This is a genomic window from Novipirellula galeiformis (assembly GCF_007860095.1).
GTDB lineage: Bacteria > Planctomycetota > Planctomycetia > Pirellulales > Pirellulaceae > Novipirellula > Novipirellula galeiformis.
In genome coordinates, this window is sequence record NZ_SJPT01000006.1 from 161,164 (window position 1) to 186,541 (window position 25,378).

17 protein-coding genes are annotated in these 25,378 nt (G+C 56.0%); 11 read left to right on the plus strand and 6 right to left on the minus strand.

The window, feature by feature from the left end; genetic code table 11:
- Positions 1-49 precede the first annotated feature (49 nt).
- From Pla52o_RS17240 to Pla52o_RS17260, 5 genes are all read left to right on the plus strand, one after another.
- Positions 50-1,351: a thiolase family protein gene (locus Pla52o_RS17240; protein WP_146595865.1), complete on the plus strand. Its 1,302-nt coding sequence runs from the start codon at positions 50-52 to the stop codon at positions 1,349-1,351.
- A gap of 1 nt (position 1,352) precedes the next feature.
- Entirely contained in the window at positions 1,353-3,566 is a 2,214-nt protein-coding gene (locus Pla52o_RS17245) for a 3-hydroxyacyl-CoA dehydrogenase NAD-binding domain-containing protein (RefSeq protein WP_146595866.1), read from the plus strand.
- A gap of 138 nt (positions 3,567-3,704) precedes the next feature.
- Positions 3,705-5,750, plus strand: a complete 2,046-nt coding sequence (locus Pla52o_RS17250; RefSeq protein ID WP_146595867.1) for an acyl-CoA dehydrogenase family protein — start codon at positions 3,705-3,707, stop codon at positions 5,748-5,750.
- Positions 5,751-5,855: 105 nt separating this feature from the next.
- Complete coding sequence (locus tag Pla52o_RS17255; RefSeq protein ID WP_146595868.1) at positions 5,856-6,788, plus strand: patatin-like phospholipase family protein; 933 nt, start codon at positions 5,856-5,858, stop codon at positions 6,786-6,788.
- Between the two features lie 381 nt (positions 6,789-7,169).
- On the plus strand, positions 7,170-9,059 hold the full coding sequence (locus tag Pla52o_RS17260) for a DEAD/DEAH box helicase (protein WP_231612433.1): 1,890 nt from the start codon (positions 7,170-7,172) through the stop codon (positions 9,057-9,059).
- Positions 9,060-9,523: 464 nt separating this feature from the next.
- On the opposite strand, the gene Pla52o_RS17265 is transcribed toward Pla52o_RS17260, so the two are convergent.
- The 3 genes from Pla52o_RS17265 to Pla52o_RS17275 all read right to left on the minus strand — a co-directional run bounded on the left by Pla52o_RS17265 (position 9,524) and on the right by Pla52o_RS17275 (position 12,876).
- Positions 9,524-10,279, minus strand: a complete 756-nt coding sequence (locus Pla52o_RS17265; RefSeq protein WP_315852958.1) for a metallophosphoesterase — start codon at positions 10,277-10,279, stop codon at positions 9,524-9,526.
- A 38-nt stretch (positions 10,280-10,317) separates the two neighbouring features.
- On the minus strand, positions 10,318-11,955 hold the full coding sequence (pgi, locus tag Pla52o_RS17270; protein WP_146595870.1) for a glucose-6-phosphate isomerase: 1,638 nt from the start codon (positions 11,953-11,955) through the stop codon (positions 10,318-10,320).
- 123 nt (positions 11,956-12,078) lie between these two features.
- Positions 12,079-12,876: a hypothetical protein gene (locus Pla52o_RS17275; protein WP_146595871.1), complete on the minus strand. Its 798-nt coding sequence runs from the start codon at positions 12,874-12,876 to the stop codon at positions 12,079-12,081.
- 262 nt (positions 12,877-13,138) lie between these two features.
- Between Pla52o_RS17275 and Pla52o_RS17280 the strand changes: the two genes are divergently transcribed.
- The 3 genes from Pla52o_RS17280 (at position 13,139) to Pla52o_RS17290 (ending at position 15,065) form a co-directional block, all read left to right on the plus strand.
- The gene (locus Pla52o_RS17280) at positions 13,139-13,732 is read left to right on the plus strand and encodes a redoxin family protein (RefSeq protein WP_231612434.1); all 594 of its coding nucleotides are present in this window, start codon (positions 13,139-13,141) and stop codon (positions 13,730-13,732) included.
- 294 nt (positions 13,733-14,026) lie between these two features.
- On the plus strand, positions 14,027-14,293 hold the full coding sequence (locus Pla52o_RS17285; protein WP_146595873.1) for a hypothetical protein: 267 nt from the start codon (positions 14,027-14,029) through the stop codon (positions 14,291-14,293).
- Between the two features lie 118 nt (positions 14,294-14,411).
- Positions 14,412-15,065 (plus strand): class I SAM-dependent methyltransferase, encoded by a 654-nt coding sequence (locus tag Pla52o_RS17290; protein WP_146595874.1) that lies wholly within the window; start codon positions 14,412-14,414, stop codon positions 15,063-15,065.
- Here the strand turns inward: Pla52o_RS17290 and Pla52o_RS26995 are convergent.
- Together Pla52o_RS26995 and Pla52o_RS17295 are read right to left on the minus strand one after the other, a co-directional pair.
- On the minus strand, positions 15,062-15,235 hold the full coding sequence (locus tag Pla52o_RS26995) for a hypothetical protein (RefSeq protein ID WP_197169311.1): 174 nt from the start codon (positions 15,233-15,235) through the stop codon (positions 15,062-15,064). The two genes, Pla52o_RS17290 and Pla52o_RS26995, sit on opposite strands and share 4 nt — an antisense overlap.
- 64 nt (positions 15,236-15,299) lie before the next feature.
- Positions 15,300-16,436 carry an endonuclease/exonuclease/phosphatase family protein gene (locus Pla52o_RS17295; RefSeq protein ID WP_146595875.1) on the minus strand — a complete coding sequence of 379 codons (1,137 nt, stop codon included), beginning with the start codon at positions 16,434-16,436 and terminating at the stop codon, positions 15,300-15,302.
- A 595-nt stretch (positions 16,437-17,031) separates the two neighbouring features.
- Between Pla52o_RS17295 and Pla52o_RS17300 the strand changes: the two genes are divergently transcribed.
- Complete coding sequence (locus Pla52o_RS17300) at positions 17,032-20,535, plus strand: mechanosensitive ion channel domain-containing protein (RefSeq protein WP_146595876.1); 3,504 nt, start codon at positions 17,032-17,034, stop codon at positions 20,533-20,535.
- An 18-nt stretch (positions 20,536-20,553) separates the two neighbouring features.
- Here Pla52o_RS17300 and Pla52o_RS17305 read toward each other — a convergent pair whose 3' ends face one another.
- Entirely contained in the window at positions 20,554-22,020 is a 1,467-nt protein-coding gene (locus tag Pla52o_RS17305; protein ID WP_231612435.1) for an OprO/OprP family phosphate-selective porin, read from the minus strand.
- 581 nt (positions 22,021-22,601) lie between these two features.
- On the opposite strand from Pla52o_RS17305, the gene Pla52o_RS17310 reads away from it, so the two are divergent.
- Both Pla52o_RS17310 and Pla52o_RS17315 read left to right on the plus strand, forming a co-directional pair.
- On the plus strand, positions 22,602-23,981 hold the full coding sequence (locus tag Pla52o_RS17310) for an ATP-binding protein (protein WP_231612436.1): 1,380 nt from the start codon (positions 22,602-22,604) through the stop codon (positions 23,979-23,981).
- Positions 23,978-25,339 (plus strand): sigma-54-dependent transcriptional regulator, encoded by a 1,362-nt coding sequence (locus Pla52o_RS17315; protein WP_146595878.1) that lies wholly within the window; start codon positions 23,978-23,980, stop codon positions 25,337-25,339. The genes Pla52o_RS17310 and Pla52o_RS17315 overlap by 4 nt, the downstream gene beginning before the upstream one ends.
- The last annotated feature ends 39 nt before the right edge of the window (positions 25,340-25,378 follow it).

The window sequence follows — 25,378 nt, forward strand, 5'->3', positions numbered from 1 at the left end:
GGGGCATTGGGAACTCAGAAGCGATGACCAACCTTTAGGAGACCAAATCATGCAACCGATTGCTATTGTGGCGGGAGTGCGGACACCGTTTGCCAAAGCGTTTGGTGCGTTGGCAAATGTTTCCGCAGTCGAATTGGGACGGATCGCGGTGACCGAATCGCTTCGTCGCTGTGATCTGACGCCCTCTGCGGTCGACGAAGTGATCATCGGTAACATTGCCGGTCCGGCCGATTCGGCCAACATTGCTCGTGTGATCGCTTTGAAAAGCGGGATTCCGGTCGACCGCATCGCCCATACCGTGAATCGCAATTGTGCCTCAGGAATGGAAGCGGTCTTGCAAGGCGGCAGCATCATCGGCAGCGGGCGGGCTAGGACGGTGGTCGCGGGAGGCAGCGAGTCGATGTCACAGATTCCGCTACTCTACAGCGACTCAGCGGCGCGAGCATGGATGCGACTGGCTCGGGCCAAGACCTTGACTCAACGCATCACGGCGCTGGCTGCGTTTCGCCCGCAACATTTCAAACCCGTCGCCGGTGTCGAATTGGGGCTGACCGACCCCGTATCCGGCCTCAACATGGGGCAAACCGCCGAGGTGCTGGCGCACGATTTCGCGATCACCCGCGCGCAACAAGATGAGTTCGCTGTGGGCAGTCACCAGAAAGCGGAGGCGGCCCAGCAACAGTGCTTTTTATCGGGCGAGATCGTCGCGGTTTCGCTCCCCCGTCACGAGGGTTCCGGCGCGGTTGATTTCCGCAAGGACAACGGCATTCGTCCTGGCCAAACGATTGCCCAGTTGGCCAAGCTCAAACCGATCTTCCAACGCGACGGATCGGTAACGGCCGGCAATAGTTGTCCCTTGACCGACGGTGCCGCGGCAGTGGTGTTATCGGCGGTGGACGATCTCGATCGTTTTGCCCAGCCGCCGCTGGGATACCTCACCGCCGCAGCGATTGCCGGATGCGATCCGAGACGGATGGGGCTGGGGCCGGTTTATGCCATCGCCAAACTGCTCGCGCAAACCGGGTTGTCGCTGCGGGATTTTGAGTTGATCGAAATCAACGAAGCGTTCGCGGCGCAAGTGATTGCTTGCGATCGTGCGATGCAGTCCAAATCGTTTGCCGAAAAGGAACTTTCACGCGGCACCGCGGTGGGCGAAATGGATCCCGCGATCACGAACATCCATGGCGGGGCAATCGCATTGGGACATCCCGTGGGAACGACCGGGACTCGTTTAATCCTGACGATGCTGCGGTCCTTACGCGCGGCGGGCAAACGCCGTGGATTGGCGACACTCTGCGTCGGAGGTGGCCAAGGGGTCGCCATTGCACTGGAAACCGAATTGGAGAGCTAAGATGAATACCAAACAAACAAAATCGTTTCACGTTTCGACCGATGGGCGAGGGGTGACGACCGTGTCGCTCGATGTGCCCCACCGACCGCTGAATGTGTTTGACGATCAAGTGATGAGCGAACTTGATGCGATCGTTCATCACCTGGAACACCATGGCGATTGTCAAGCCGTGGTCTTTCGCAGCGGCAAAGAGAGCGGATTTTTGGCGGGCGCCGATGTCAAAGCGATCGCGGACATCGAGTCCCCCGCGCATGCGACCCAATTGATCGATTGTGGGCAACAATTGTTTGACCGCATTAATTGGTTAGCCATGCCGACGATCGCGGTGATCCACGGCCCCTGTTTGGGCGGCGGGCTGGAGTGGGCGCTCGCCTGTGATTACCGAATCGCGAGGGACAATAGCAGCACAAAAATTGGGCTGCCTGAAATCAAACTCGGCTTGATTCCCGGCTGGGGCGGGACTCAGCGATTACCCCGCGTCGTGGGATTGGCCAATGCGTTATCAATGATCCTGCAGGGCAAAAACTTGTCGGCGGCCGAAGCGGCAAAAATCGGCTTGATCGACCTAGCGATTGATCCCGATCGCTGGGAGGATGAAGTCGCGTGCTTTGTCACTCAGGTGCTCGAGGGTGAAGCGGTTAGCCAGAGTGGACGCGAGCGTTCGTGGGGGCAACGTTGGCTAGAGGCGACACCGTGGGGGCGATCGCTGATTTTTTCCGCAACCGAAAAGAAAATTGGTTCGAAAGCGGCACATTATCCCGCGCTGCGATCGGCGGTCAAAGCGGTCCGCAGCAGCTATGGATTACGGCCCGATGGATTCATGACAGAGCGAAATGAGTTCGTGAACTTGTTGGCAACCCCAACGTGTCGCAACCTGTTACAGCTGTTCTTTGCCCGTGAATCGGCACGCGATCGACGCACGTGGTCGTCGCAAATCGGCGCGTTGCATGAAGCTCCGATTCGCAAAGTCGGGATCATTGGAGCGGGAACGATGGGGGCGGGGATCGGGCAATTGGCGGCCTGCAACGGCTTCGACGTCGTGCTCAAGGAAATGGACGAAACGGCGGCCGAAGCGGGACGCAAACGGGTCGTTGCGTTGGTCGAGACGTTGGCGAAGCATCGCAAGATGAACGACAAAAGCCGTGCCTCGATTCTGGATCGCGTGCAGGTGACGACCCACGATGACGCCCTCGCCGATGCGGACTTGGTGATCGAAGCGGTCGTCGAAATCGCGAAGGTGAAAGAGACCGTATTTGCCACGCTCGACAAGTGCTTGGGAAGCACAGCCATTCTGGCGTCGAACACCTCGTCGTTATCGATTGCTCGAATGGCCGAGGCAACCGCGAGACCGGAGCAAGTCGCCGGGCTGCACTTCTTCAATCCGGTTCACAAGATGGAATTAGTCGAAGTGGTCCGCGCGGCGGGGACCAGCGATGCCACGGTAGCCCGCTTGGTCGGGTTTGTCCGAGCGTTGGGGAAAACGCCTGTCGTCACCGCGGACGCGCCTGGTTTTTTGGTCAACCGAGTCTTGTTTCCGTATTTGGGCGAAGCGGTGGTGATGGTGGCCCAAGGGCATGACGTCAAGCGACTCGACAAGGCCATTCGCCGCTTTGGCATGCCAATGGGGCCGCTCGAATTGTTGGACCAAGTGGGCCTCGATATCGCCTTGCATGTGGCTCAATCCTTGGCCAGCGTGTTGGCGGGGGTCACGCCCGTGGTCGATCAATTGGGGTTGATGGTGAACCAAAACATGTTAGGCAAAAAATCCGGTAGCGGCTTCTATCGGTACAAGAAGGGACGTCGCGACGGAGTTGCAAATTTTCCCCGCCCCAGCAAAAAGGAGGGACGCCAAAACTGGCCCGTCGCAGATCAGGATCACTTTGTTAACGATGGCTTGTCGCTCGAACAACGCCGCTTGATTTACCCGATGCTGGCCGAGTCGATTCGCTGTAAACAAGAAAAAATTGTCGACCAAGCCTGGGCGATCGATTTAGCGATGGTGCTCGGCACCGGATTTGCGCCCCATCGCGGAGGCCCGTTGCACGTGGTCGATACGATCGGCGAGCACATTGTGCATGCGAATTTGACGTACTTGCAATCGATCTACGGGGATCGATTTGCCAGCCCCGTGCTGCTCGAAGCGATGGCGGAGCAACACCTGTTGTTTTTCGAGGATTCCGAAGCGGAGAACAACGACCACGCCGTGACCCATTGATCCAAGAACGCGTTCGCAAAGGACTTCATTATTTGCCAACGAGACCGCCACGTACGCCAAGCGATCCAGCGGGGCAGGGGTGGGTCAGGCAAAGGTACCGAGAACGTTCAAACGTCCTTTTCCTCGAGGAGCGATATCATGAGCTTTGATCTTCATTCATCTCAGCCCAAACAACCGAACCCGCCCCAGCAACCGGACCAGCCCGCGCCGCCGAAATCGGACGCCGCTTCACGGTCGGCAGACGAATCCTTCGCCGAGGTCGCGCTCCGTTTAGGGGGCGCCTCGGTCGACGAGTCGAAACGCACTGGATTGATTGATACCGCGGACGATCAAGTCGAGGATCTGTTTGCAGCTCCCTATAAAACCACGAACAGCCCCGTGCACCGCGCGGTTTGGGATAAACAGGTGCCGACCGAATTGTTCCAGACCGCGCCGACGTCGCAATTGGCGTCGACATCTCACACAGCGTCGATGTCGCAACGCGAATCGGTAGCGCGAGTCGTGGGGCAATCGCTCCGCATCGTGCGTAAACATCGCGATGGAGGGACGCTGCTCGACGCCCAAGGCAAAATCACCGCCAAAGTTTTGGCAGAACTAGGATCGGTCGGCTATTGGGGACTATTGGTTTCGCCCGAGTATGGGGGAAGCGGAGCGACGATGCGTCAATTCAGCGAAATGGTGACGCAAATGGCGACGATCGATCCTACGGTCGCGGGCTTGGCATCCGTTCACGGATGTATCGGTGCCGTCGATCCGGTGCGTTCCTTTGGCACGCCAGACCAGAAGAAGCGTTTTTTGCCAAAGTTAGCCGATGGGCGTCGCTTGTCTGCCTTTGCTTTAACCGAACCGGGGGCTGGCAGCGATTTGACGGCATTGCGGACCACCGCAGTGCTCGATCGGGATCACTACGTGGTCAACGGCGAGAAACTCTTTATCACCAATGCGATTCCGGGACGCACGATCGGATTGGTATGCAAGATCGATGGAAAACCGAGCGTATTGATCGTTGATTTGCCGGAGCAAGAGTCCGAGCATTTTCAATTGAAACGCTATGGCATCTATGCGTTGCGGCGAGCGAACAACAACGGCTTGATCTTTCACGATTTCCGCGTGCCTGCCGAAAACTTGTTGGTTCCGGTGCAAGGCGACGGGCTGACGATTGCTTATCACGGTTTGAATTTGGGTCGCGTTTCATTGTGTGCCAATGCGGCCGGGGCGATGCGTTGGATGTTGGCGGAAATGTTGCCGTGGGCGTCGTACCGTGAAACCTATGGGCAAACGATTGATCGCCGCGAGTTGGTGCGGCGGCGGATCGGGCGTTTGGCGGGATTGATTGTCGGGTGCGACGCGCTGACGGCGTGGTGCGCCGGACTATTGGACCAAGGCTATCGAGGGGAGATGGAGTGCATCATTGCGAAAATCTTCGGCAGTGAAGCTCAAAAGGAAGCGGCGATCGAATTGTTCATGAAAACGCATGGCGGACGATCGTTTTTGGAAGGCCATTTGTTCGGTGATCATGTGCACGAATTCCTGGCGCCGTGTATCTACGAAGGCGAAGGGGAAATGTTGGGCATGGCGTTTTTCAAGTCGCTGGTCAAACACCACGGCAAGGAATTCTTTGAGCCGATCGGGCGGACGCTTAGCGCGCTGGGCACGGCCAAACCCAACCCGCTCAACCCACGTCATGCGTGGGCACTCAAGGCGCCGCTGGCACGCTATGCGCGTTGGTGGGTCGGACAACAAGCGAGGCCCGCGCGGTGGACCGCTTCGCCAACCCCCGATTTACCCGTTGCCGATTTACCCGCAGCCGATCGCGATCTTGCTCGGCATACCCGTTTTGCTCAGCGGTATTTGTCGCAAAGTGGAATGCGAATCAGTACCACGATGCGGACTTATCAATTGAAATTGACCGACCGACAATGCCGCATGTCCGCATTGTCGTTGGATATCCAAAATGCGGTCGTCGTGTTGGTGACCAGCTTGTACGCGCAAGCGTCAAGTGACCCACTCACACGCGCCGCCGCGGACACGGTTTGTCGCCAATTGACACTGCAGGTGACGGGGGGAAAAGCGAGCGATGCCGATTTCCGTCAAGCGACACAATTGGGGGCTCAGATCGCAGCGCAGGGATGGCGGGAGTTGGAGGGAGTGACGGCGGGAAACATCATGATGCCCTACAAGTAAAACAACGGGCGATCAACGCCTGGGGATTTGCCATCTGGCGAAGTGGGACTAACAGCAAAAGGATCCAATCCAGTAGAGAAACCTGAGGTGCATTGGAGTTGCAACATGAATTTAATCAACCTCTTTAATTTTCGCTCACCTCTCGCCCAGGTTGTGACGACACGCCAACGGCGTGCAGTCCTCGCCCTGGGAGGGGGCGGGGCGCGTGGGCTCGCGCACTACGGTGCGATTCAAGCGGTCGGTGAGGCAGGAATTCAAACCGAGCGGTTTGTCGGGGTCAGTATCGGGGCGTTGGTCGGAGCCATGTGTGCTCTAGAACCAGAGATACGTCGCGTCCAGGCCCAGGCAGTCGAATTTCTGCTCTCGCCGACCTTTTCTCGTAATCAACATCTCTTGTTTGGCACCACCGGTTCGCGATTGGATGAAGTCGAATCGGGTGTGATGGCGTGGTACAACCGCGTTCGCTATCTCTATTCGGCACATCGCCGAATCACGCGGGCAGCGACACGGCAATCCTTAATGCCCGAAGGGATTCTCTCGGAAGCGATCGAGGCGTTGGTGCCCGATATTGAGTTCTCCGATCTGCCCACGCCACTGAGCATCGTGGCGGCCGACTTGCGAAGCGGCAATCGAATCGTGTTGGAGAACGGACCGCTCCGAACGGCGATTCAAGCATCGATGGCGATACCGGGAATCTTTCCGCCCGTCGACTGGCAGGGAATGCAATTGTGCGACATCGGTGTGATCGATTCGTTGCCCTCGGTGATGGCCAAATCGTATGCCACCGATTTGACGATCGCGGTGGATGTGGGGCAATCGCATGCCCGGGTCGATGATTGCACGACCGCGCTGGATGTGATCATGCGGATGCAAGATATTGGCGAAACGATGATGCGTCGCGATAAGGCCGAGTGCGCCGATGTGGTGATTCGACCAGATCTTCAAGGCGTCGACTGGTTCGACTTTCGCCATCCCGAACGCATCATCGAACTCGGTCGCCGAGCCGCCCGCCAACGGCTTTCGAGGCTTGCCGTCTGATCCAGCACAGTGCCTCCATCCCCGACTCATCGAGTGCCCTCGACATGCGGAACCACAAGATGGGCCAGTAGCGAACAGTCCACATGAGGGCCCGGCATGGGGAGTGGGGAGAGATGGGTGGAACACGAATCGATCGTCCAAGGCGGTTCATTTGCAGGAGCTTGAATGTAAAAAGGGAAAGATTTACGACAATTTGCAAGGGGGCATTCCCCAACCGTACAGTCGATGCAGTACGCATGACGCTCACGCAAAGCCGTGATATTCGCGGGGAAATCGGGCGGCTGAGCGTTCCTTTGAGTTGTGTAAAATAGGGGCGATGCTTACAGTCAAGTGGGCGCCAGAGCACTTTCGGCGCAGACTCTTTGACATGTGAAGCTCTTTATGAATCAGCTGGAAAACAGCCCCGCCGAAGTGAAAAACGCCACGTTTGCCGAGTTGCCGCTCTCGGATGAAGTCCAACAAGCGATTGTGAAATCGGGATACGAAACCCCGTCTGAAATTCAAGCTGCCGTGATTCCGCACCTACTCGAGGGACGCGATGTGATCGGGCAAGCCCAGACCGGGACTGGAAAGACAGCTGCCTTTGCGCTGCCGGTCCTGTCGCGAATCGATCCCAAGAAGAAAGCCGTTCAAGTCCTCGTGTTGGCACCGACTCGTGAACTTGCCATTCAAGTGGCCAAGTCGTTCTCGACCTACGGGTCATGCATGGACGGCTTTTCTGTCTGTGCCATCTATGGTGGCCAAGATTATGAACCTCAACTGCGCGCTCTGCGGCGGGGCGTTCAAGTCATCGTGGGAACCCCCGGCCGCGTGATCGACCATATCAAGCGTGGTTCGCTGGAAGTGGGCTCCCTCGATTGTTTGGTGTTGGATGAAGCGGACGAAATGCTCAACATGGGCTTTTTGGAAGACGTCCAATTTGTGCTCGACAAGACGCCCGAGACGACTCAGATCGCTCTTTTCTCGGCGACGCTACCCGACCCGATTCGGCGGATTGCTCAAAAGCATCTGAAGAATCCCGAAACCATTCAAATCAAACACAAAACGATGACGGGGGCCAATATTCGCCAACGTTGTCTGTACGTGACACCACGCGACAAGACCGACTTGTTGATGCGATTGCTCGAATCGGAAGAGACCGATGGCGTGATCGTGTTCACCAAGACCAAAGAAGCGACCACGACCCTAGCCGACAAACTGGCCCGCTGGGGTCACACCGCCGCGGCGCTCAATGGCGACATGCCTCAAGCGTTACGCGAGCGAACGGTAGACAAATTGAAGTCGGGTCAATTGGATATCATCGTTGCCACGGATGTCGCTGCACGCGGCTTGGACGTGCCTCGCATCAGTCACGTGATCAACTTTGATCCACCACACGACAGCGAGTCGTACGTGCATCGGATTGGCCGCACAGGGCGTGCCGGACGAAGTGGCGAAGCGATCATTTTGTTGTCGCACAGCCAACGCGGACGATTGCGTTCGATCGAACGGGTGACCCGTCAATCGATTGAGATCGTCGACCCGCCTTCGACCGCCGATATCAACCGCAAACGCGTCGAGAGTTTCAACCAACGGATTACCGAAACGATCGCGAATCGCGATGTGACCTTCTTTAAGCAGATGCTCGCCGAGTTTTCGGAAAAGTCCAACCAGCCGATGGAGATGATCGCAGCCGCGCTTGCCGACATGGCTCAGAACGGTCGTCCATTGTTGCTCAAAGATGTGCCTCAATCCAAGCGTCCGCCACGCGACAATGGGTTTGACGATTCGAGAAATTCTCATCGTGAGCGATTCAGTCATTCCGACGATGGCCCACCGCGTCGCGGTGGGCGACGCTCGGGCCCCGTTCGCGAAGGCATGCAACGCTTCCGCGTCGATGTCGGCCGCGCCGATGGCGTGAAGCCCGGTAACTTGGTCGGAGCCATCGCGAACGAAGCGGGCATCGAAGGCCAGTTTATTGGCCCTATCGATATCCAACACAGCTACACCACCGTCGACCTGCCGGCGGGAATGCCCAACGAAATCTTCCAAACATTGCGCAATACTTGGGTTGCCGGAAAGCAACTCAACATCAGCGTCGCTGATGAGCGAAGCAATACAAATCGGTATGCGAATACCGATAGCGGTCGCTCGACGGGCAAACGCTTCGGATCGAAAGACAAGAAGTTCAAATCGGGCGGAAAGCCTGGTGGAAAAGGGGCCACGGCCAATGCAGCAGGCAAAAAGCCTGGTAAGAAAAAGCATTTCAAAAAGCCCGCGCACGCCAAATAGGGACTGCGCAAGCACGACTCCCGCAGAAAGGCTCGAACCTCGCGTATCACCCGTGGCACCATCTCGCCCGGTGATACGGGAAACGACCCGACGCTTTGCCGCAGGGGACTTCGGTGAGAGCTCTTTGACAAATGATGCGGCATTCCGAGTCGTAGCTGCGTTTGCCAAAACGTGGTCCACCGACTGGCGATGGGTAGCTACGTCAGAATTAAGAATGCTCTAGGCTGGGGCGAAAGCCCAGTCTTTTGACGCCACGCGTACGCAAAGCCCCGCAAGGGCGGCAGCGATCGACCGGTTCGCTTTCTTTCGCCCCTTCTTCTTTCGCGGCTTCGTATCATTCTTTTCTTCGTTGTCCTAAGGCTTGCGCCGCCCCCGGCGCCACGTGATGACGCCACCGCGTGGCTGAAAAACGCAGCTTTAAAATGCGCTCGCATGCCTTCCGCAACGCTTGCGACGGCGCACGATCAATCGATTGAGTCCAATTCGATTTCGACCGGCCGAAACGGCACGTGACGGATCGCCGCGCCGCCGTTGAAAAAGTGCATCCGATTGTGCTGAACCCCACGGATCAAGCGATGCGTGTGCCCAAACACCACTTGCCGAACTCCGGTCTCGTGCGTCAATTCTTGCAAGGTCAGGAAGCGGTTGAGTTTCTTGATCGCCGTCTTGTTGCTGTGCGCGACCGCCGCGGCGACCTTGTGTGCCCGCGCGGCAACGATTGCATCGTACCCCGCGAAACGCCACATCGCGGCGCGTTTTTTATCAGCCCACCGTTGGCGGTAATTCTCAAAACGATGGATTGTCCCACGCCCCTCGATCTGGTCCCCGTGAAGCATCACGGTGTCGCCGATTCGCAAAACATCCCCTGCGAAGACAAAATTCGCATCGCCTTGAATCCACTGTCGCAGTTCGTTCAAGAACACGGGACTGGCGTCATGGTTACCGCACAGAAAAACGAATTGCTGGTGCGGAAACTCCTTTCGCCATTGCTGCAAGTAAGCGAGCGAATAATCGACGGCTTCGGATTCTGTCGAAAAACTTGACCATCGGAAATCAAACAGGTCACCTCCCCAGACCACAATCTCGTTGCGTTGGATCAACGAGCCAATCTGGTCGCGATGCTGCTCTGCCGTGCTACGCGTGCTCATTAAATGCAAATCCGAGATGAACACCGCTCGTTTCGGTATCGGATTACTCGACCATCGATGTATCGCATTCACGCTTTGGCGCCCCCCTCGTTAATGTTCCGATCAACGCACTACTTCCATTGACGATATCGCTCGATCAAGCCGTTGGTGGAACTGTCATGGCCTAACGCGGCATCTTTGGATTGCAATTCCGGCATGATCTGTTTGGCCAACACTTTCCCCAGCTCAACGCCCCATTGATCGAACGAATCGATTTCCCAAATCGCCCCTTGAGTGAACGTGCTGTGCTCATACAAGGCGATCAATTTCCCGAGCACGGCAGGCGTCAAACGCTCGACCAACAGCGTGTTGGAGGGGCGATTGCCTTCGAAAACTCGATGGGGCACCAATTCCGCAGCGGTGCCCTCGCGTTCCACCTCCTCGGCCGTTTTCCCCATCGCCAACGCTTCGCCTTGTGCGATCACATTGGCCATCAAAATGTCCTGATGCTCGCCGAGCGGATTGAGTGATTTCCCAAATGCAATGAAGTCGCAAGGGATTAAATGCGTTCCCTGGTGAATCAATTGGTAGAACGAATGTTGCCCATTGGTTCCCGGCTCTCCCCAGAAGATCGGACTAGTGTCGTAGTCAACTCGTTCTCCCGAGAGCGTCGTCGACTTGCCATTGCTCTCCATCGTTAATTGCTGCAAGTAAGCTGGGAACCGCTTCAAGTATTGATCGTAGGGGAGCACCGCGACAGTTTTAACATTGAAAAAATTGGCATACCAAACATTCAACAATCCCATCAACACGGGCAGGTTCTCCGCCAATGGAGCGGTGCGAAAATGCTCGTCCATGGCATGGAACCCATCCAACATCTCGCGGAATTGTTGCGGACCAATGGCCAGCATCGTCGACAACCCGATCGCAGAATCCATCGAGTAGCGACCGCCGACCCAATCCCAAAATCCAAACATGTTCTCGGTGTCGATTCCAAATTTGGCAACCTCGTCGGCGTTGGTCGAAACGGCGACAAAGTGCTTCGCTACCGCTGACACGTCGTCGCCGAGTCCCGCCAACAACCACTGACGCGCCGTCTTCGCATTGGTCATCGTCTCCTGAGTCGTGAAGGTCTTGGACGCCACGATGAACAACGTTTCGGCAGGATCTAAATCACGAGTGGCCTCGGCGAAATCGGTGCCATCGACGTTGGAAACGAAGCGGAACGTCAGCTCGCGATTGCTGAAGTGACGCAGCGATTCGTAAGCCATCACCGGCCCCAGATCCGATCCGCCAATCCCGATGTTGACCACGTTAAGAATGCGTTTTCCGCTGTGCCCCCGCCACGCACCACTGGCCACGCGTTCGCAAAAGGCTGCCATTTTGTCGAGCACGGCATGCACCTCTGGCACGACGTTTTCACCCTCAAACTCAATTTGGGCATCACGTGGAGCACGCAGCGCGGTATGCAGCACCGCGCGTTGTTCGGTCGTATTGATCTTTTCGCCCGAGAACATCGCCTCGATGCGATCCTTTAGGTTCGCCGATTCCGCCAGCGCGACGAGCAACGCAATCGTCTTCGCATCGATCCGGTTCTTTGAATAATCAAGAAACAAACCGAGCGCTTCGAGACTCAGCTTCTCGCCTCGTTGGGGGTCTTCGGCAAACCAATCGCGGAGGTGCTTGTCTTGAATCTCCGCGTGATGCGATTGCAGTGCTTTCCATGAGTCGCGAGAAGTTAAAACGGGGCGGTCTGTCGTGTGGCTCATTTCGAGAGATCCTTCGAAGTCAAACAGAGTTAATGGACTGCAAATTTTGGTCCATTCATTCTCTACGAAGAATCAGAGCCAGGGAACCTCGGGCAATTTGATTTCGCGGCAGCGTGTCCGCAGTTAACCGAACAGTCCTTTTTTGGGCAGGATCGTCTCACTGCGCCCGAGTGTCTTTTCGCATTGCTTGACCGATTTGCGGACCGCTTTGTCCATCGCCAGTTCCGGAGCCTTGAGAAACACTTGCGTGTATTCTTTCAATGCCTCGTCGTGATTTCCCGCACTGGCAAACGCGCTGGCCAGCATCAAGAACAATAACGGATCGTAATCAGGCGATGGAGGGCGAATCGCCGCGATCCGCTCGGCGGCAAGTTTCGGCTTGCCACGCTCGAGCAAGTCAATTCCGGCAATACGGACACACGCCGGGCGCTGTGGATCGAGCTCGATCGCCCGCGCAAAGCACGTCTCGGACTCAGCCCTGAGATTTTGAGTCTCGTACCAGCCCCCAATTCCAAGCTGGACGTCCACATTATCGGCATGCGATTGCAACGTCGCCGAGGCCAGCTCGATGGCATCGTCGAGTCGGTTAAAGAGGGTCATCGTGCCAATCAATTCGATCGCACGTTCTGGCTCATCCGGAGCCGCAGCCAATTTATCCATGCCGGCATCGATCGCTTCTTCGCGAAGTTGGTTCCATTGCTGTAGCGGCATCACGCGATGGCGACGACAGCGAGAACAATCGCCAAGAATTTGCTTTTTCCCCAAAGGAATCAGGGGGAGGAACAGGACCACGAAATAGTAACCGGTCTCGTAGTCGGTCATCTGGCAACTCGCACCACAGGAGTCGCAGCGGCCATGATAGATGCGTGGATTCCTTTTGCCGTAATACTGCGTACCGATTCCATTGATGGTGGTGGGCATAGAGAGCTTTCGGTTCAGGCCAAACAGGCTCAGGGCAAACAGCAGGCGTCGGAATTCATGCTCATAAAGGAACGTTTGCCAATTTAGCCACTCCGCAACCCGCCGGCAAATAAATTTGTCATCGCTTTCTCGGGGGCAAGTGGCGGACTGTAGGCGGAAGAGGCCATTGGCAATGAGAATCAACGTCGCTCATCCTGGCGCTCCGCGACCGAGCCTTACCCTCCCTTATGTTTCAAACTCACTTTCGAAAAGGTATCTCTTGATGAAGACCGTCCTTCCGCTTGCGTTCGCTGCACTCGTCGTTTCCACCACGTTGGCGGTTCCCGCTGTGGCCCAATCCTCAACCCAGACACCGGTTGCCCAAGCCAAGAGGTTGCTGGCTCCAGGCAATACCGCGAAAGATTTTCAGTTACGATCCGTTGGAGGCGAGTTGTCAGGCAACGTCCGCTTGAGCGACGTCAATGCCGAGGGGACCGTGGTCGTGGTGGTGTTGCGAGGTTTCCCAGGCCGACAATGTCCCGCCTGTAGCGCCCAGGTCGCTGATTTTGTGAAAAACGCAGACAAGTTTGCCGCCAAAAAGGCGCGAGTGCTGTTGATTTACCCAGGGGCCAAATCGCAACTCGACCAACACGCCGGTGACTTCCTGCAAGGCACCAAGCTGCCCAAGCCGTTAACCTTCTTGCTCGACCCCGGCTACCAGTTCACCAACGCCTACGGATTGCGTTGGAACGCCGTCAATGAAACCTCCTATCCCTCGACGCTCGTCGTCGACAAGTCGGGCAAGATCACGTATGCCAAGATCAGTGAAACGCACGGGGGCCGCGCCACAACCGACGAGATCCTAGCCGCCCTATAACGCCTCAGGCCGCCGGTGACGCTTAGCGGATCCAGCGGACCTGATCTGACTCGCGAGGCAGGAACCCGAGAAGTCGACAAGTCGTTTCCATCCGCGTCCGCTCTCACGAGCGGACGATTGCACGTCGGATACCGCTTGCCACTGTGTTGCCTCGGATGCGGCGTGGTTCTCGGACTCCACGGCGCAACACCCTACGATGGGTTGCCGATCAGGAATCCGCGTGCCATCAGCCCGGTTGAATCTAAATCATCGGCTGAATCTAAATCATCGGCCCCGTCGATACGATTCATTCAAATGCAAAACGGCCCTTCGCTCACCAAACAAAACGGTCGTGAGGCGGCCAGTCGTGAAGTAGCCAATCGTGAAGTAGGCAATGGAAAGCAAGTCGTCGTCAGTCATGGCGGGAAATCGCGGCGGGGCCGGCAACGCTTGGGAACTTGGGAACACAAACCGAATCTCATTGAGCACTCCTCGAAGCAGCGAACCGCAGGCTGGCAATCCGTGTGCAATGAGATCCGCTTCCAAAACCAATGCGGCCGGATGCTAGGAATCGGATGCTAGGAATCGGGCCGGATGCGGAAGGCAAAAAAATTGACGCTCCACAGTACACCCTCTAGACTGCTGACAAGCAGAAGAACGAAGGCACGGTAAACGAGTTTGCTCTTTTGGACTTCACCCGATGCAGACATTGTTCCGAAATCTCAGCGAATGGGTTTATTTGCACAATACTCCCATTGTTCAAGGACGAGCCAAACGCATGCAAGCGTTTCAGAAATTAGTGCAACCGAAACCTCACGCCCGGATTGTCGACTTGGGAGGTTCTCCGACGATTTGGAATCTGATCCCCCACGACTACGAAATCACGATGGTCAATCTTCCCGGTTGTCACGACGAACCCGACGGGGAGGGGACGTTTCATTTTGTTGATGGCGATGCGTGTGATCTCAGCGAGGTGTTCGCCGACCAATCGTTTGACGTTGTCTTTAGCAACTCCGTGATTGAGCATGTCGGCGATGAATCTCGCCAAGCTGCATTCGCCGAGGAAGTGCACCGGCTTGCCCCCGCGCATTGGATCCAAACGCCAAGTGATCGATTTCCTCTCGAAGTCCACACGGGAGTGCTTTGCTATTGGAGGCTACCGGCGCCACTCCGCGATCGGCTACATCAATCGTGGGAAACGAAACTTCCGGAGTGGTACGAGATGATCCGCGAGACCCGCGTCTTGACTCATCAGCAAATGGCGACACTGTTTCCTCACTCGGAAACCTTTTGCGAGCGTTTCCTAGGACTGGAAAAATCTTACGCGTTGTATCAACCGGCACCGGTCCGTTAGACAAACGCGACGCCGTCATTGAGTCGTTTGACATTGTCGATGACGCCCACCATGCAGCCCAGAAACTCGTCGCCCAGAAACTCGTCGCACTTCAATGAAGCCACGTTCGATTGAACGCAATTTGAAGAGCGAGATCGATAGTTTCGCGAGGTCAAGAAATACGTCTGCATCTGAGATTTGTAGAAATCCACAATCTCTGCGGGATAACGGAGAAAGCGGGTGTTGCCACGGTGATTACTCGATGCCCATGTCGGCGAAGATCATCAAGTGATCGCTGGCGGCGCGAGAATCACCGAACCCTAACGGCGCTGCGTATTTCCGCAGTCCTGCGGCGGGCTCGCTGACTTCGGAATTCAAGACTTCATGGCCGGCGACCCTAACGCCCTCGCTGTGGGCGATGTAGTCGATCTTCACTGCGGTCTGTAACGCCGGATTTGGCTTGCCCCCCCAGACCGTGTTGCGGTTGCCATCGGTGTCGGTCGACTCCAGCAACCGAAGTCCGGCTTGCTCACATTGGTAGTTGGGATAAGGCGCGTGCTGCACCGGAAAAACAATGTCCGCCCCCAAGGCAAATCCGTTGAAGATCCCTTCGGGCTGCGACGCAAACGCGTCGGTTTGGGGGCTGCGATTATCGTCGTTCCAATCCCCCATCACGATCACGTCGAGTTGAGGATCTGCCTTGAGCTTCGCTTGGATGTCTTGCTTGAGCCGAATCCATTCAATCGCTCGCGGGAATTCCAACGCCGGCCTGGCGACGTTCTCGCAGGGGCCCACGTAACACCACGATTCGGTGTGAATGACATAGACCAACAGATTCCGATTCGCGTGCCCCACATCGAGCACCGCCCACAAGTGCTTGCGCCTAAATTCATTCGCCGGTGCGATCGAGCCCAACGATCCAGACGACAGTACCGGATAACGAGTGATCAGCGCAGGTTGCAAACCACCGGGCTGAGTGACCACATTGGGCAGTCCCTCGACCAGGGTTGGCAGGAGCGAATGGTCCGCGTCGTTGATTTCGCTAAGCCCCATGATGTCCGGCCGAACGCGTTGGATCTGGCGCACCACGGCAGCGCGATGAGACGAATTGGCTAGCCCCAAATAGATATTGAAAAACCCAACTCGAAACTCAATCGGCGATGGAGGATCCGCGGCTGCGACCGGACTGATCGATCCCGTCAACACGATAAGAACGGCGACCCCGCTGAGCCACAAAAACGCCAACGTTCGGATCCCAACAAAAATCGACCGGGGCGTCATGACGTTCGCCCGTGGCGTTGATCGTTGCCACTTGGCTGGGACGAGTTGTTCGCCAGCGCCGTTCCCTTGATCGAGGGTGGACTTCGTTGCGCGCCATTGAGCATTCATCATGGTGTTCTCCGATGCTAAGTCGATTGACAAACGGGGACCGCTTCTATCAACCACGTGGCGTGATAAAGAGCGTCTGGCTTTGTCCGCGTGTTTGGATTCACAAAGAGGCCCTCGTGCAAGCGTGCGCTCGTCGTGCGAGTACGCGTTATCCCCTCCTTCTAGACGAAGCCACGGCCAAGATAGCAAAAGTCTACGACGATGTAAAAAAAGGGGGGCTCGATGATCGATTGCGGGCCCGTTGGCGAGCCAGTATTGAAACTCAGCGTCCAACTCGCCGATCGCAAACCTGTCCACTGCGTCGCTTCAGAAAACAGATGGTCTCGCGAATCCGACAACCGTCCGCCAAACGGCAACGATTCTGGCTCCGGTCGGCGACCGTAAGCGAATGGCCTTTTGAATCAAAACAAGATCGCGTTGCTGAGGATGAAGTGGCGAAGCGTGGTTTACCCATCGCGTTCACGTCGGAAACGAATCAAGACGACGACCGACATTTCTTGGCGAACTCGTTGGCATTAAGGTTGCGGGCTTTCGAGCTATCGAAGACAGTTTGTATTCGATAGCTCGAATCATCCAGCCCACTCGCATTCATTCAATCATGTCAATCAAAGCCAATGGCGGGTTCCCACCAGGCGAGCCTGTACCGAACCGTCTACGCACTTGCCTCGCCGCGATCCCTCACCCGACTGCGCTGCCGTGGTGCGTGCTGGTAATCGTGCTGGCGGGGTTACCAACGGGAGCCCTCGGCCAACAGAATGGCCAACAGGGGGGTGACATTCCTAAACCCGTGACGATTGAAAATCCGATAGGAGATCGCGATGCGGTCGATGCGACCACGATTGAAGCAGGACTCGCCGCACTCGCGGCGGCCGAATCCCTGGACCCAAGTTTAAAAACGTCTCTGGAGGATCTGTATCAGCAAGCGAAGCAGAATCTCAGCGCCGCGGAGTTGAGCGCGAAGAATGCTCAGCAACTCGAGGCGATGGCGGCGGAAGCTCCCGCCAGGATGAAACAGGCCAAGATGGATTTGGATTCCAAGGAAGTGGTGAAGTGGACGCTTGATCCCGACGCCACCGTGGAATCGATCAAACAAACATTGGCGGAATCGCAGCTAGAACTGAATGAGCTCGTCTCCACCGAAAGCAAATTGACGACGGCGCCGGGGCGCAGCCAAAAGCGGCTTACTGAAATTCCGCAAGAGATCAGCCAACTAGAGAAAGATCTTGAGCAGGTCGAAAAGCAACTCGCCAACCCCGCCTTGGCGAATGAGCCTGCGGTGCAAACGCAAGCACGGACGACCCAACTACGATCCAAACGCCAAGCGTTACGGATGAAAATGGAGGAGCTCCGCAAGGAACAGGCGGCATACCTTGCCACCACCGAACTCGTGGCGTTGCAGAAACAGTTGGCGGATCGAGACATTGCCACACTTCGCAATGAGGTGCAGCAATTGCAGGAGACGTTAACCCAACGTCAGCGAAGCGAAGTTGCCGATAAGATCGAAAATCTTCGCGATGATCTCCAACGCGTTCCAGAGAAACTTAAGCCACTTGCGCAACGCAACATCGAAGTCACCGAGCAACATCAAGCGTTGGTTAACGAGTCCGCCCGAGCGAATGCCGAGCTCAACGAGACACGGGCGGCATTCGAAGACGTCAAGAACACTTTGAAAATCTCGCAAGAGCGACTCGAAGCGATCGGGTTGACCGATGCATTGGGATTGATGTTGCGGAACAAACGCAACGAATTCGAAGAGCTACGTAATAAATTTCGCCCGCGTGCTGATTTACAAGAAAAGATCCAACAACATCAAATCAGCGTCTTTAGCTTGGAAGACTCCGCCGAAGAGGTCGACGAAAGAATTGCAGCGATTCGGGACTCCGCTCACCTAGCCGAGGAGCTCGAACTATTACGAAGACGCAAAGAGTTGTTGGTCGCAACGATGCAGGCTCAAAACTCAATCTTGCAAACGATGTTAACCGTGGACACCCAGCGACACGAACTTCGGAACGTGATCGACGAGTACATTGATTTTGTCGATCAAAACGTATTTTGGATTCGCAGCTCGCCTGCGTTTTCCCTTCAGGAACTGAAATATGTCCCTGAAACGCTCCGCTGGCTGGCGGAGCCTACGAGTTGGCGGAAGGTGCTGGATCAAATGATGCGGAATTTCGTCTGGCGACCGCTGCGTTCGCTGCTGGGATTGCTGGGCGTGCTAGCGTTGTTTGTTTATCGCATCAAACTGCGGCGCCTCGTCTATGAGTGCGGCGAACAAGCACTGCGTCCAAACGCCAAATTTCGGATCACCGCGACCACGTTGTTTTTCACAATTTTAGTGGCGTGTGCTTGGCCGGCACTCTTTAGATGGATCGGTTGGATGTTGCTGAGTAATCTCGGCAATGATGCGTTCGTCAACGGAGTCGGAAATGCCTTCTCGATCACCGCGTTATTCATTGCTTCGCGTGAATTGATCAAAGAGGTTTGTCGCGACCATGGTTTAGCACAACTTCATTTCGGCTGGGACAAAGCGGTCCGCTCGATGCTCCGCTTCCACCTGCGCTGGTATACCGTGCTCGGAGGCATCCTCATTTTCGTGATGGTGATGATTCAGGATCACTCCGATACCCAACTGCGTGCCACCGCATCGCGACTCACCTCGATTGCCCTGTTCCTGGTAACCGCTTCATTTCACAGCATTGTTTTCTCGATCAAGAGCCCGATTTTTCTGCAAGCGCGGCGGCACAGTGCCGATTCCAAAGCGTATTTGTGGCGGCGGGTGATCTGGTTCGGCCTGACTGGATTTCCAATCGTATTTGCAGGACTCGCCTTCGCCGGCTATCTCGACACGGCATTCAACTTGGGCACGTTGATGCAGTATTCCATTTTGCTGCTCGTGTTGGTGCTGTTGTTGATGGCGTTGACGTTCCGGTGGCTGAGTTTGCATTACCGCGAAGTGGCGCGACGCCAAGCTCGTGAACAGCGTGAAAAGAAACTCGCCTCGCTGCAATCCTCTGCGACGGATGGTTTAACAACGGACGTTGGCATCGAGCTTCAAGAGGAAGACCAGGCCGATCTGCCGAAGCTTGATCGACAAACGCGTCAATTGATCTATGTGGTGGCCACCGTGTTTTCGTTGTTCGGATTTGCCCTGATTTGGAGCAATGTCTTACCAGCCATCGAGATTTTTGATCGTGTCGAACTGTGGAGCGTGCACATCGGGAAGGACATGGAAGTGGAAGTGGTGACCTTCCGCGACATGCTCTATGCAATCGCAGCGATCGTGGTCCTCGCCTATTCGGTTCGCAATTTACCCGGGCTGGTCGAGTTATTTGTGCTGCGTCAGACCTCGCTCGATAGCGGCGCGCGTTATGCATTGACCACGATGCTGCGTTACGCGTTGACGGTCACGGGGGCATTGGTCGTATTGAATATTATCAGTGTGCCATGGACACAACTCGGTTGGTTGCTTGCCGCCGCCTCGGTGGGACTCGGTTTTGGTTTGCAAGAAATTGTCGCCAACTTTGTCTCGGGCATCATTTTGTTGCTCGAGCGGCCCGTTCGAGTCGGAGATGTCGTGACGATCGACAACACCACCGGAGTCGTTTCACGCATCCAAATGAGAGCGACCACGATCACCAGTTGGGAACGCAAAGAATTGGTGGTTCCGAACAAGGACTTGATCACCGGCAAGATCCTCAACTGGTCGCTTTCGAACGTCATCAATCGGTTGACCATGGAAGTGGGAGTGGAATACGACGCCGATCCCGATCAAGTCCGCGACATCCTAGAACACGTGGTCACGAAGCACCCTGATGTGATGGAAGATCCTGCTCCATTGATCAACTTTGACACCTTCGGAGACAGCTCACTCAATTTCTCGATTCGCTTTTACTTGGCGAATTTAGATCGCCGTGTCGGAGTCACGCACGAGATAAATACGGCCATCCTTACGGCCCTTCGTGCAGCCGATATCTCGATTCCCTTCCCGCAACGCGATTTGAACCTAAGCGTCAAAACGGACACACACCCGTTGTCGGTCCACCTGCAACCGCAACGCGACGGAGTTTCACTCGGTCATTCCGATGGAAAGCCACGGCGATAATGCGTAGTGGCGACTCGCTTAGAAATCGAGCTGGGCTCGCATTGCGAAGATATCCGCATCGCTTTCGCCATAAGTCGGCCGGTCGAGCATCGCGTGAATGTAGTTGAATTGGAACTTGGTATAGGGGTTGAGGTACCAATTCAATCCCGCGGTCAAATCGTTCAAGCGTCCGCCTTGAATGTTTTCATCGTTTAAGTCGAGGTAGGACCATCGGCCGGCGATCTCCCACGCTCCGATGCCACCTTCGTTTCCAACACTACGATCGGGAGTCACCCGTCCAAAGACTCCGTTTTTCCCGTTGTATTTTCGCGTCTCGCCCGTCAAGAAATAGCCTGCGTGAGCATAAGCGCCCGGCAAGGTGAGGGTGGGTCCGGCGGGTTGGGTCACCACCGCGTAGCTCGCTTCACTTTGTGCATAGAACGATCCGTACGCCAGCGCGAGTTCTGCGTTGAACAGGTTGGCGTTGTCCGCGGCGAATGCGCCGGTGTCGACAAACGCTGGCACATTTGCAATCGCTCGTGTGGGCACTCCGCCACCGGTTTCGCCGACAGCGACCTCCGGTTGGTTACGATATTGGAATTGGTCATTGGCCGGATCAATGAAACTGTAACCACCACCGAGGTGGACGAGCCCCTTGCCATCGCCGCGATTGACAAGCAGCCCCGTCAACCGAGTTGCCATTCCGTAGCCACCGTTGTCGCCGACGTTACCACCGAATGTATCCGTGGGGTATCGGAACCCGGCGATGGCCCAGGTTGCGAGCTCGTCTTTACGGTTGCCGTAAAGCATCGCACCGATTTGTCGAAACGGCAAAAAGGCGAAGGGCAAGGCTCGTTCGAGAAAGGTCATTTCTCGAACACTCGTGAGTCCATCCATCCCAAAGGGTTGACGGAACTGTCCCACCCGCAAGTTGCTCGATCCAAGCACATCGTCAATATCGAGCCAGACGTCCATGAAGCTAGGACGTCCGGGAAAGGCAAAGTCCATTTCGAGCATGTAGCTCACATTGTCCCACGCCTGGCCGGTCGCCGCCAAACGCGCACGACGAAAGTCGGCACCATCTTGGATATCTCCGTCGGCGGCAATCCCGCCTCCGAGCGTTTCCATGTTGGCACGGTCTTGGCTAAAACCAACCGCATCAGCCTGGAAGAATCCAGTAAGACGGGCGGTGGGGTATTTCGGTTTCGTGGGGTATGTCGGTTTCTCCGAGGGACAGCACAACACGGGGGCGGAGGAGAAGGTCGCCGTCGAGGCCGCCGACGAAATGACGCTGGCCGATTTGAGTTCGTCAATCTGTTGTTGCATCCGCTGAAGTTCAAACTGGACTTCGTTGGAAAGGATCATGCCGTCGGAGACGGGCGGTGATTGCGCGGACGCCGAGGAATGAAGGCAGATTGCCGCTAGCCCCACCGCGAACCATGATTTCAGTCCTGCGAGCGGCCGCCACTGTCCGCGAGCGGGGCGAGTTTGAAGTGGGCATTCCATTGCCGAGGTCTCCCTTGGGGGGTGTTTTACACATCGGGCGGGGACGGTAGAGAATGCTGATTGCATTCAACGCTCGTCGCCCTCCGAGTAATCCTGGTAAGGGTATGAGTCGGCTTATCCGCCCGCGAAACTCCAGTTGGGAAAGGCGATTTGCTATTCCCTAGAGTAAAATAAAAAAGTTGCTGCAATGCCCTGCATTCCTCCTGCAATTCGCTGCATGAAAAGGGCGTTCGATCATGGAATCGTTGGATTCGACGTGGGCTTATTGCGGAAGCTCCGCAATTTTGAAAGACTTCGAGCGAGTTCGGATGATTCCTGACGCTGAGCGTATTTTGATAATGAGCGTATTTTGATAATTCGAAGCGCCAGCGAGGGAAGATCGATCATGATTCCGTCTGTTGCGAACGCTTCGGGTTGCGATTGTGCCCGTCACTTAAAAGTCGTAACACCTTTCGGAGTCATCGGTTAGGGCATTCTGGAGCGATCGGATGCACGATCCAATCGAGGGCCGTAGGCTCACCCCATCCTCCCGGTTTTCCTAACAACTGGTTCCACGTTCCAAAGATTGAAACGCCCACCGCATGCCTCAGAATCAGCTGAACCCCACGATGTTTGGCGTCCCCGATGGACGTGGAGTCCGTCGATTTGCGGCCGGATTAGCCTTCCTTAGCCTCGTGGCGTTGAGCGTAACGGCCTGGATTTTCTTTGATGTCGCGCGTGAACAAGAGATCGTCGCCCGCATCATCACGCATCTGCCGCAGAGTGATATGGCGGTCGTGGAAGAGCTTTCCGGCGACCTTCAATTGCGTAGCAAGCTCTCGTTGCTGTTGGTATTGAACATCGTTGGCACTGCAATTGCTTTCGCACTCGTGGTCCGAGGTTACGTCACCAGCGAGCAATCCCTTCGCGACGCCCAAGTCTTGGCGACCGACATTCGAGCCAGTTTGGATGGGGGCATTATTACGACCGATCAAGAGGGGCGAATGACCAGTCTAAATCCGCGTGGTCGAGAACTGTTGGGGCTTTCCGAGGACGACGGCGAGGGAATGACACCGTCTCAGGCGGGCAGTGAACATGCCCTGCTCGACGCGATCTGTCATGAAGTCAATCAGCATCAAACTCCGATTCGTGACCGCGACTATACGATCCTACGCAATGGTTATGAACATACGCTGCGTGCGGGGTGCACCCGTCTAAAAAACCAACGAAACGAGGCGGTCGGCACGGTGATTCATGTTCGCGATGTGACCGAGCGGGTGTTAATGGAGCAACGACTGCGGCGGATGGAACGCTACATGGGACTCGGTTCCCTCGCCGCCGGGCTGCAACATGAAATCAAAAATCCGCTAAGCGCCCTGTCGCTTCACCTGCAATTGCTAGGTGAGCATGTGTCCCAAAATTCCCCCGATGTTGAAACGCAAGAGCTACTCGACGTGCTGCATACCGAAGTCACTCGCATCACGCATGTCTTGGATAGCTTTCGAAATTATGCATCGGTCAACGAACTGGGACGTTCCTGGGTCGATGTCGCCACCCTCATCGAAAAATTGGTCCGGTTTCTGCATCCGCAGGTCAAGAAGCAAAACGTCATCGTCAAAGTGGAGCTGCCCCCTCAATCACTCGGTTCGATCGAAGCCGATTCGGGGCGGCTCGAACAAGTACTGTTGAACTTGGCGCTCAACGCGCTCGCCGCGATGCCCGATGGGGGGACGTTGCAATTCCGCTTGAGCCGGATCCAAGACTCGCTTCGTATTGATGTCAGCGACACCGGAAACGGCATTCCCATGGAAATCCAATCACAGGTTTTTGATCCTTATTTCACGACGCGCAACGACGGCACCGGGATGGGATTGGCGCTGTGCGACAAGATCGTTCGCCAACACGCAGGCAGCATCGACTTTCGCACCAGTCCTAGCGGAACCGAGTTTTCAGTGATGTTACCAATGGAAGGAAACGGATGAACTCCGATGCATTTAGCTTACTAGTCGTCGATGACGAGCCGAATATCCGGTCGGGGCTCGCCAAAGGGCTGGCCGGAGAAGCCGACATCGTGGATACCGCGGTCGATGCCGACGACGCACTCGCGAAATTCGAGAAAGCGGACTACCAATTGGTGATCGCGGACGTTCGGTTGAACTGTGGTATCACCGGAATCGAACTGCTAAAGAAGATCCTCTTCTCACGTCCGCAAACGGCCGTGATTATGATCACTGCGCATGGAACCGTCGAAATGGCGGTCGAAGCAATGCATGCTGGCGCCTTTGACTTTATCTTAAAACCGCTCGACTTGAATCTGATCCGACAACAGGTCCGCAAAGCGCGTCAGTATCACCAACTTCGCGTTGAAAACCAACGCTTGCGAAATCGATTGGCCAGCGCAGGGGAAGTCTCCAACATCATCGGCGGCGGCGCTGCGATGCAGGGTGTGTTACAGCAAATTCGGCAAGTCGCTGCAACCGAAGCCACCGTGATGATCCAAGGCGAAAGTGGCACGGGGAAGGAGTTGGTTGCTCACGCGCTGCACGATTTGAGTGATCGCAGCAGTGGTCCGTTCATTGCCGTGAATCTTGGAGCGATGCCCGAATCGCTATTAGAAAGTGAACTGTTTGGGCACGAGAAAGGCTCCTTCAGTGGGGCCACCCGCCAGAAACCGGGGTGCTTCGAACAGGCCAGCGGGGGAACGTTGTTCTTGGACGAAGTCACCGAGATGTCGGCCAAAAGCCAAGTCGATTTGTTACGCGTGCTCGAATCCAGACGCTTCACTCGCGTGGGTGGCGAAGCACAGTTGCAAACCGATGCGAGAGTCGTCTCGGCCACCAACCGCTCCGTCGAAGACTTGATCGCCGACGGCACGTTTCGCGAAGATTTGTTCTATCGACTCAATGTGATCCCGATTGAAGTTCCCGCGTTGCGAGCGCGGCGTGAGGATATCCCATTGTTGGTCGAACATTTTTTAGAGCATTTCTGTAAACGCTACAATCGAGAGATCAAACGACTCGCGCCCGAGGCGATGCAGACGATCGTTGCCGCTCCTTGGCCCGGTAACGTCCGGCAACTTCGCAATGTGATCGAGCGTGTCGTGGTAACGCACACCGGAAATGTGATTCACAACGTCGAGCTGCCATCGGAGCTGACCCCCAAACAAAGGGACAATCGCGCATTGCCCCCTACGTTGGCCGAAGCGGTCGAAGGCTGTGAACGCGAGACGATCCAAATCGCATTGGAAGCATGCGATTTGCACCGCGAGAAAACGGCCAAAGCGCTCGGTGTGAGTGTCCGTACCCTGCATTACAAGATGGGGCGTTACGGGCTGCATTAGGTCGCTATTGTGGGGTCACCCCAAGCGAGGGTTGTTTCA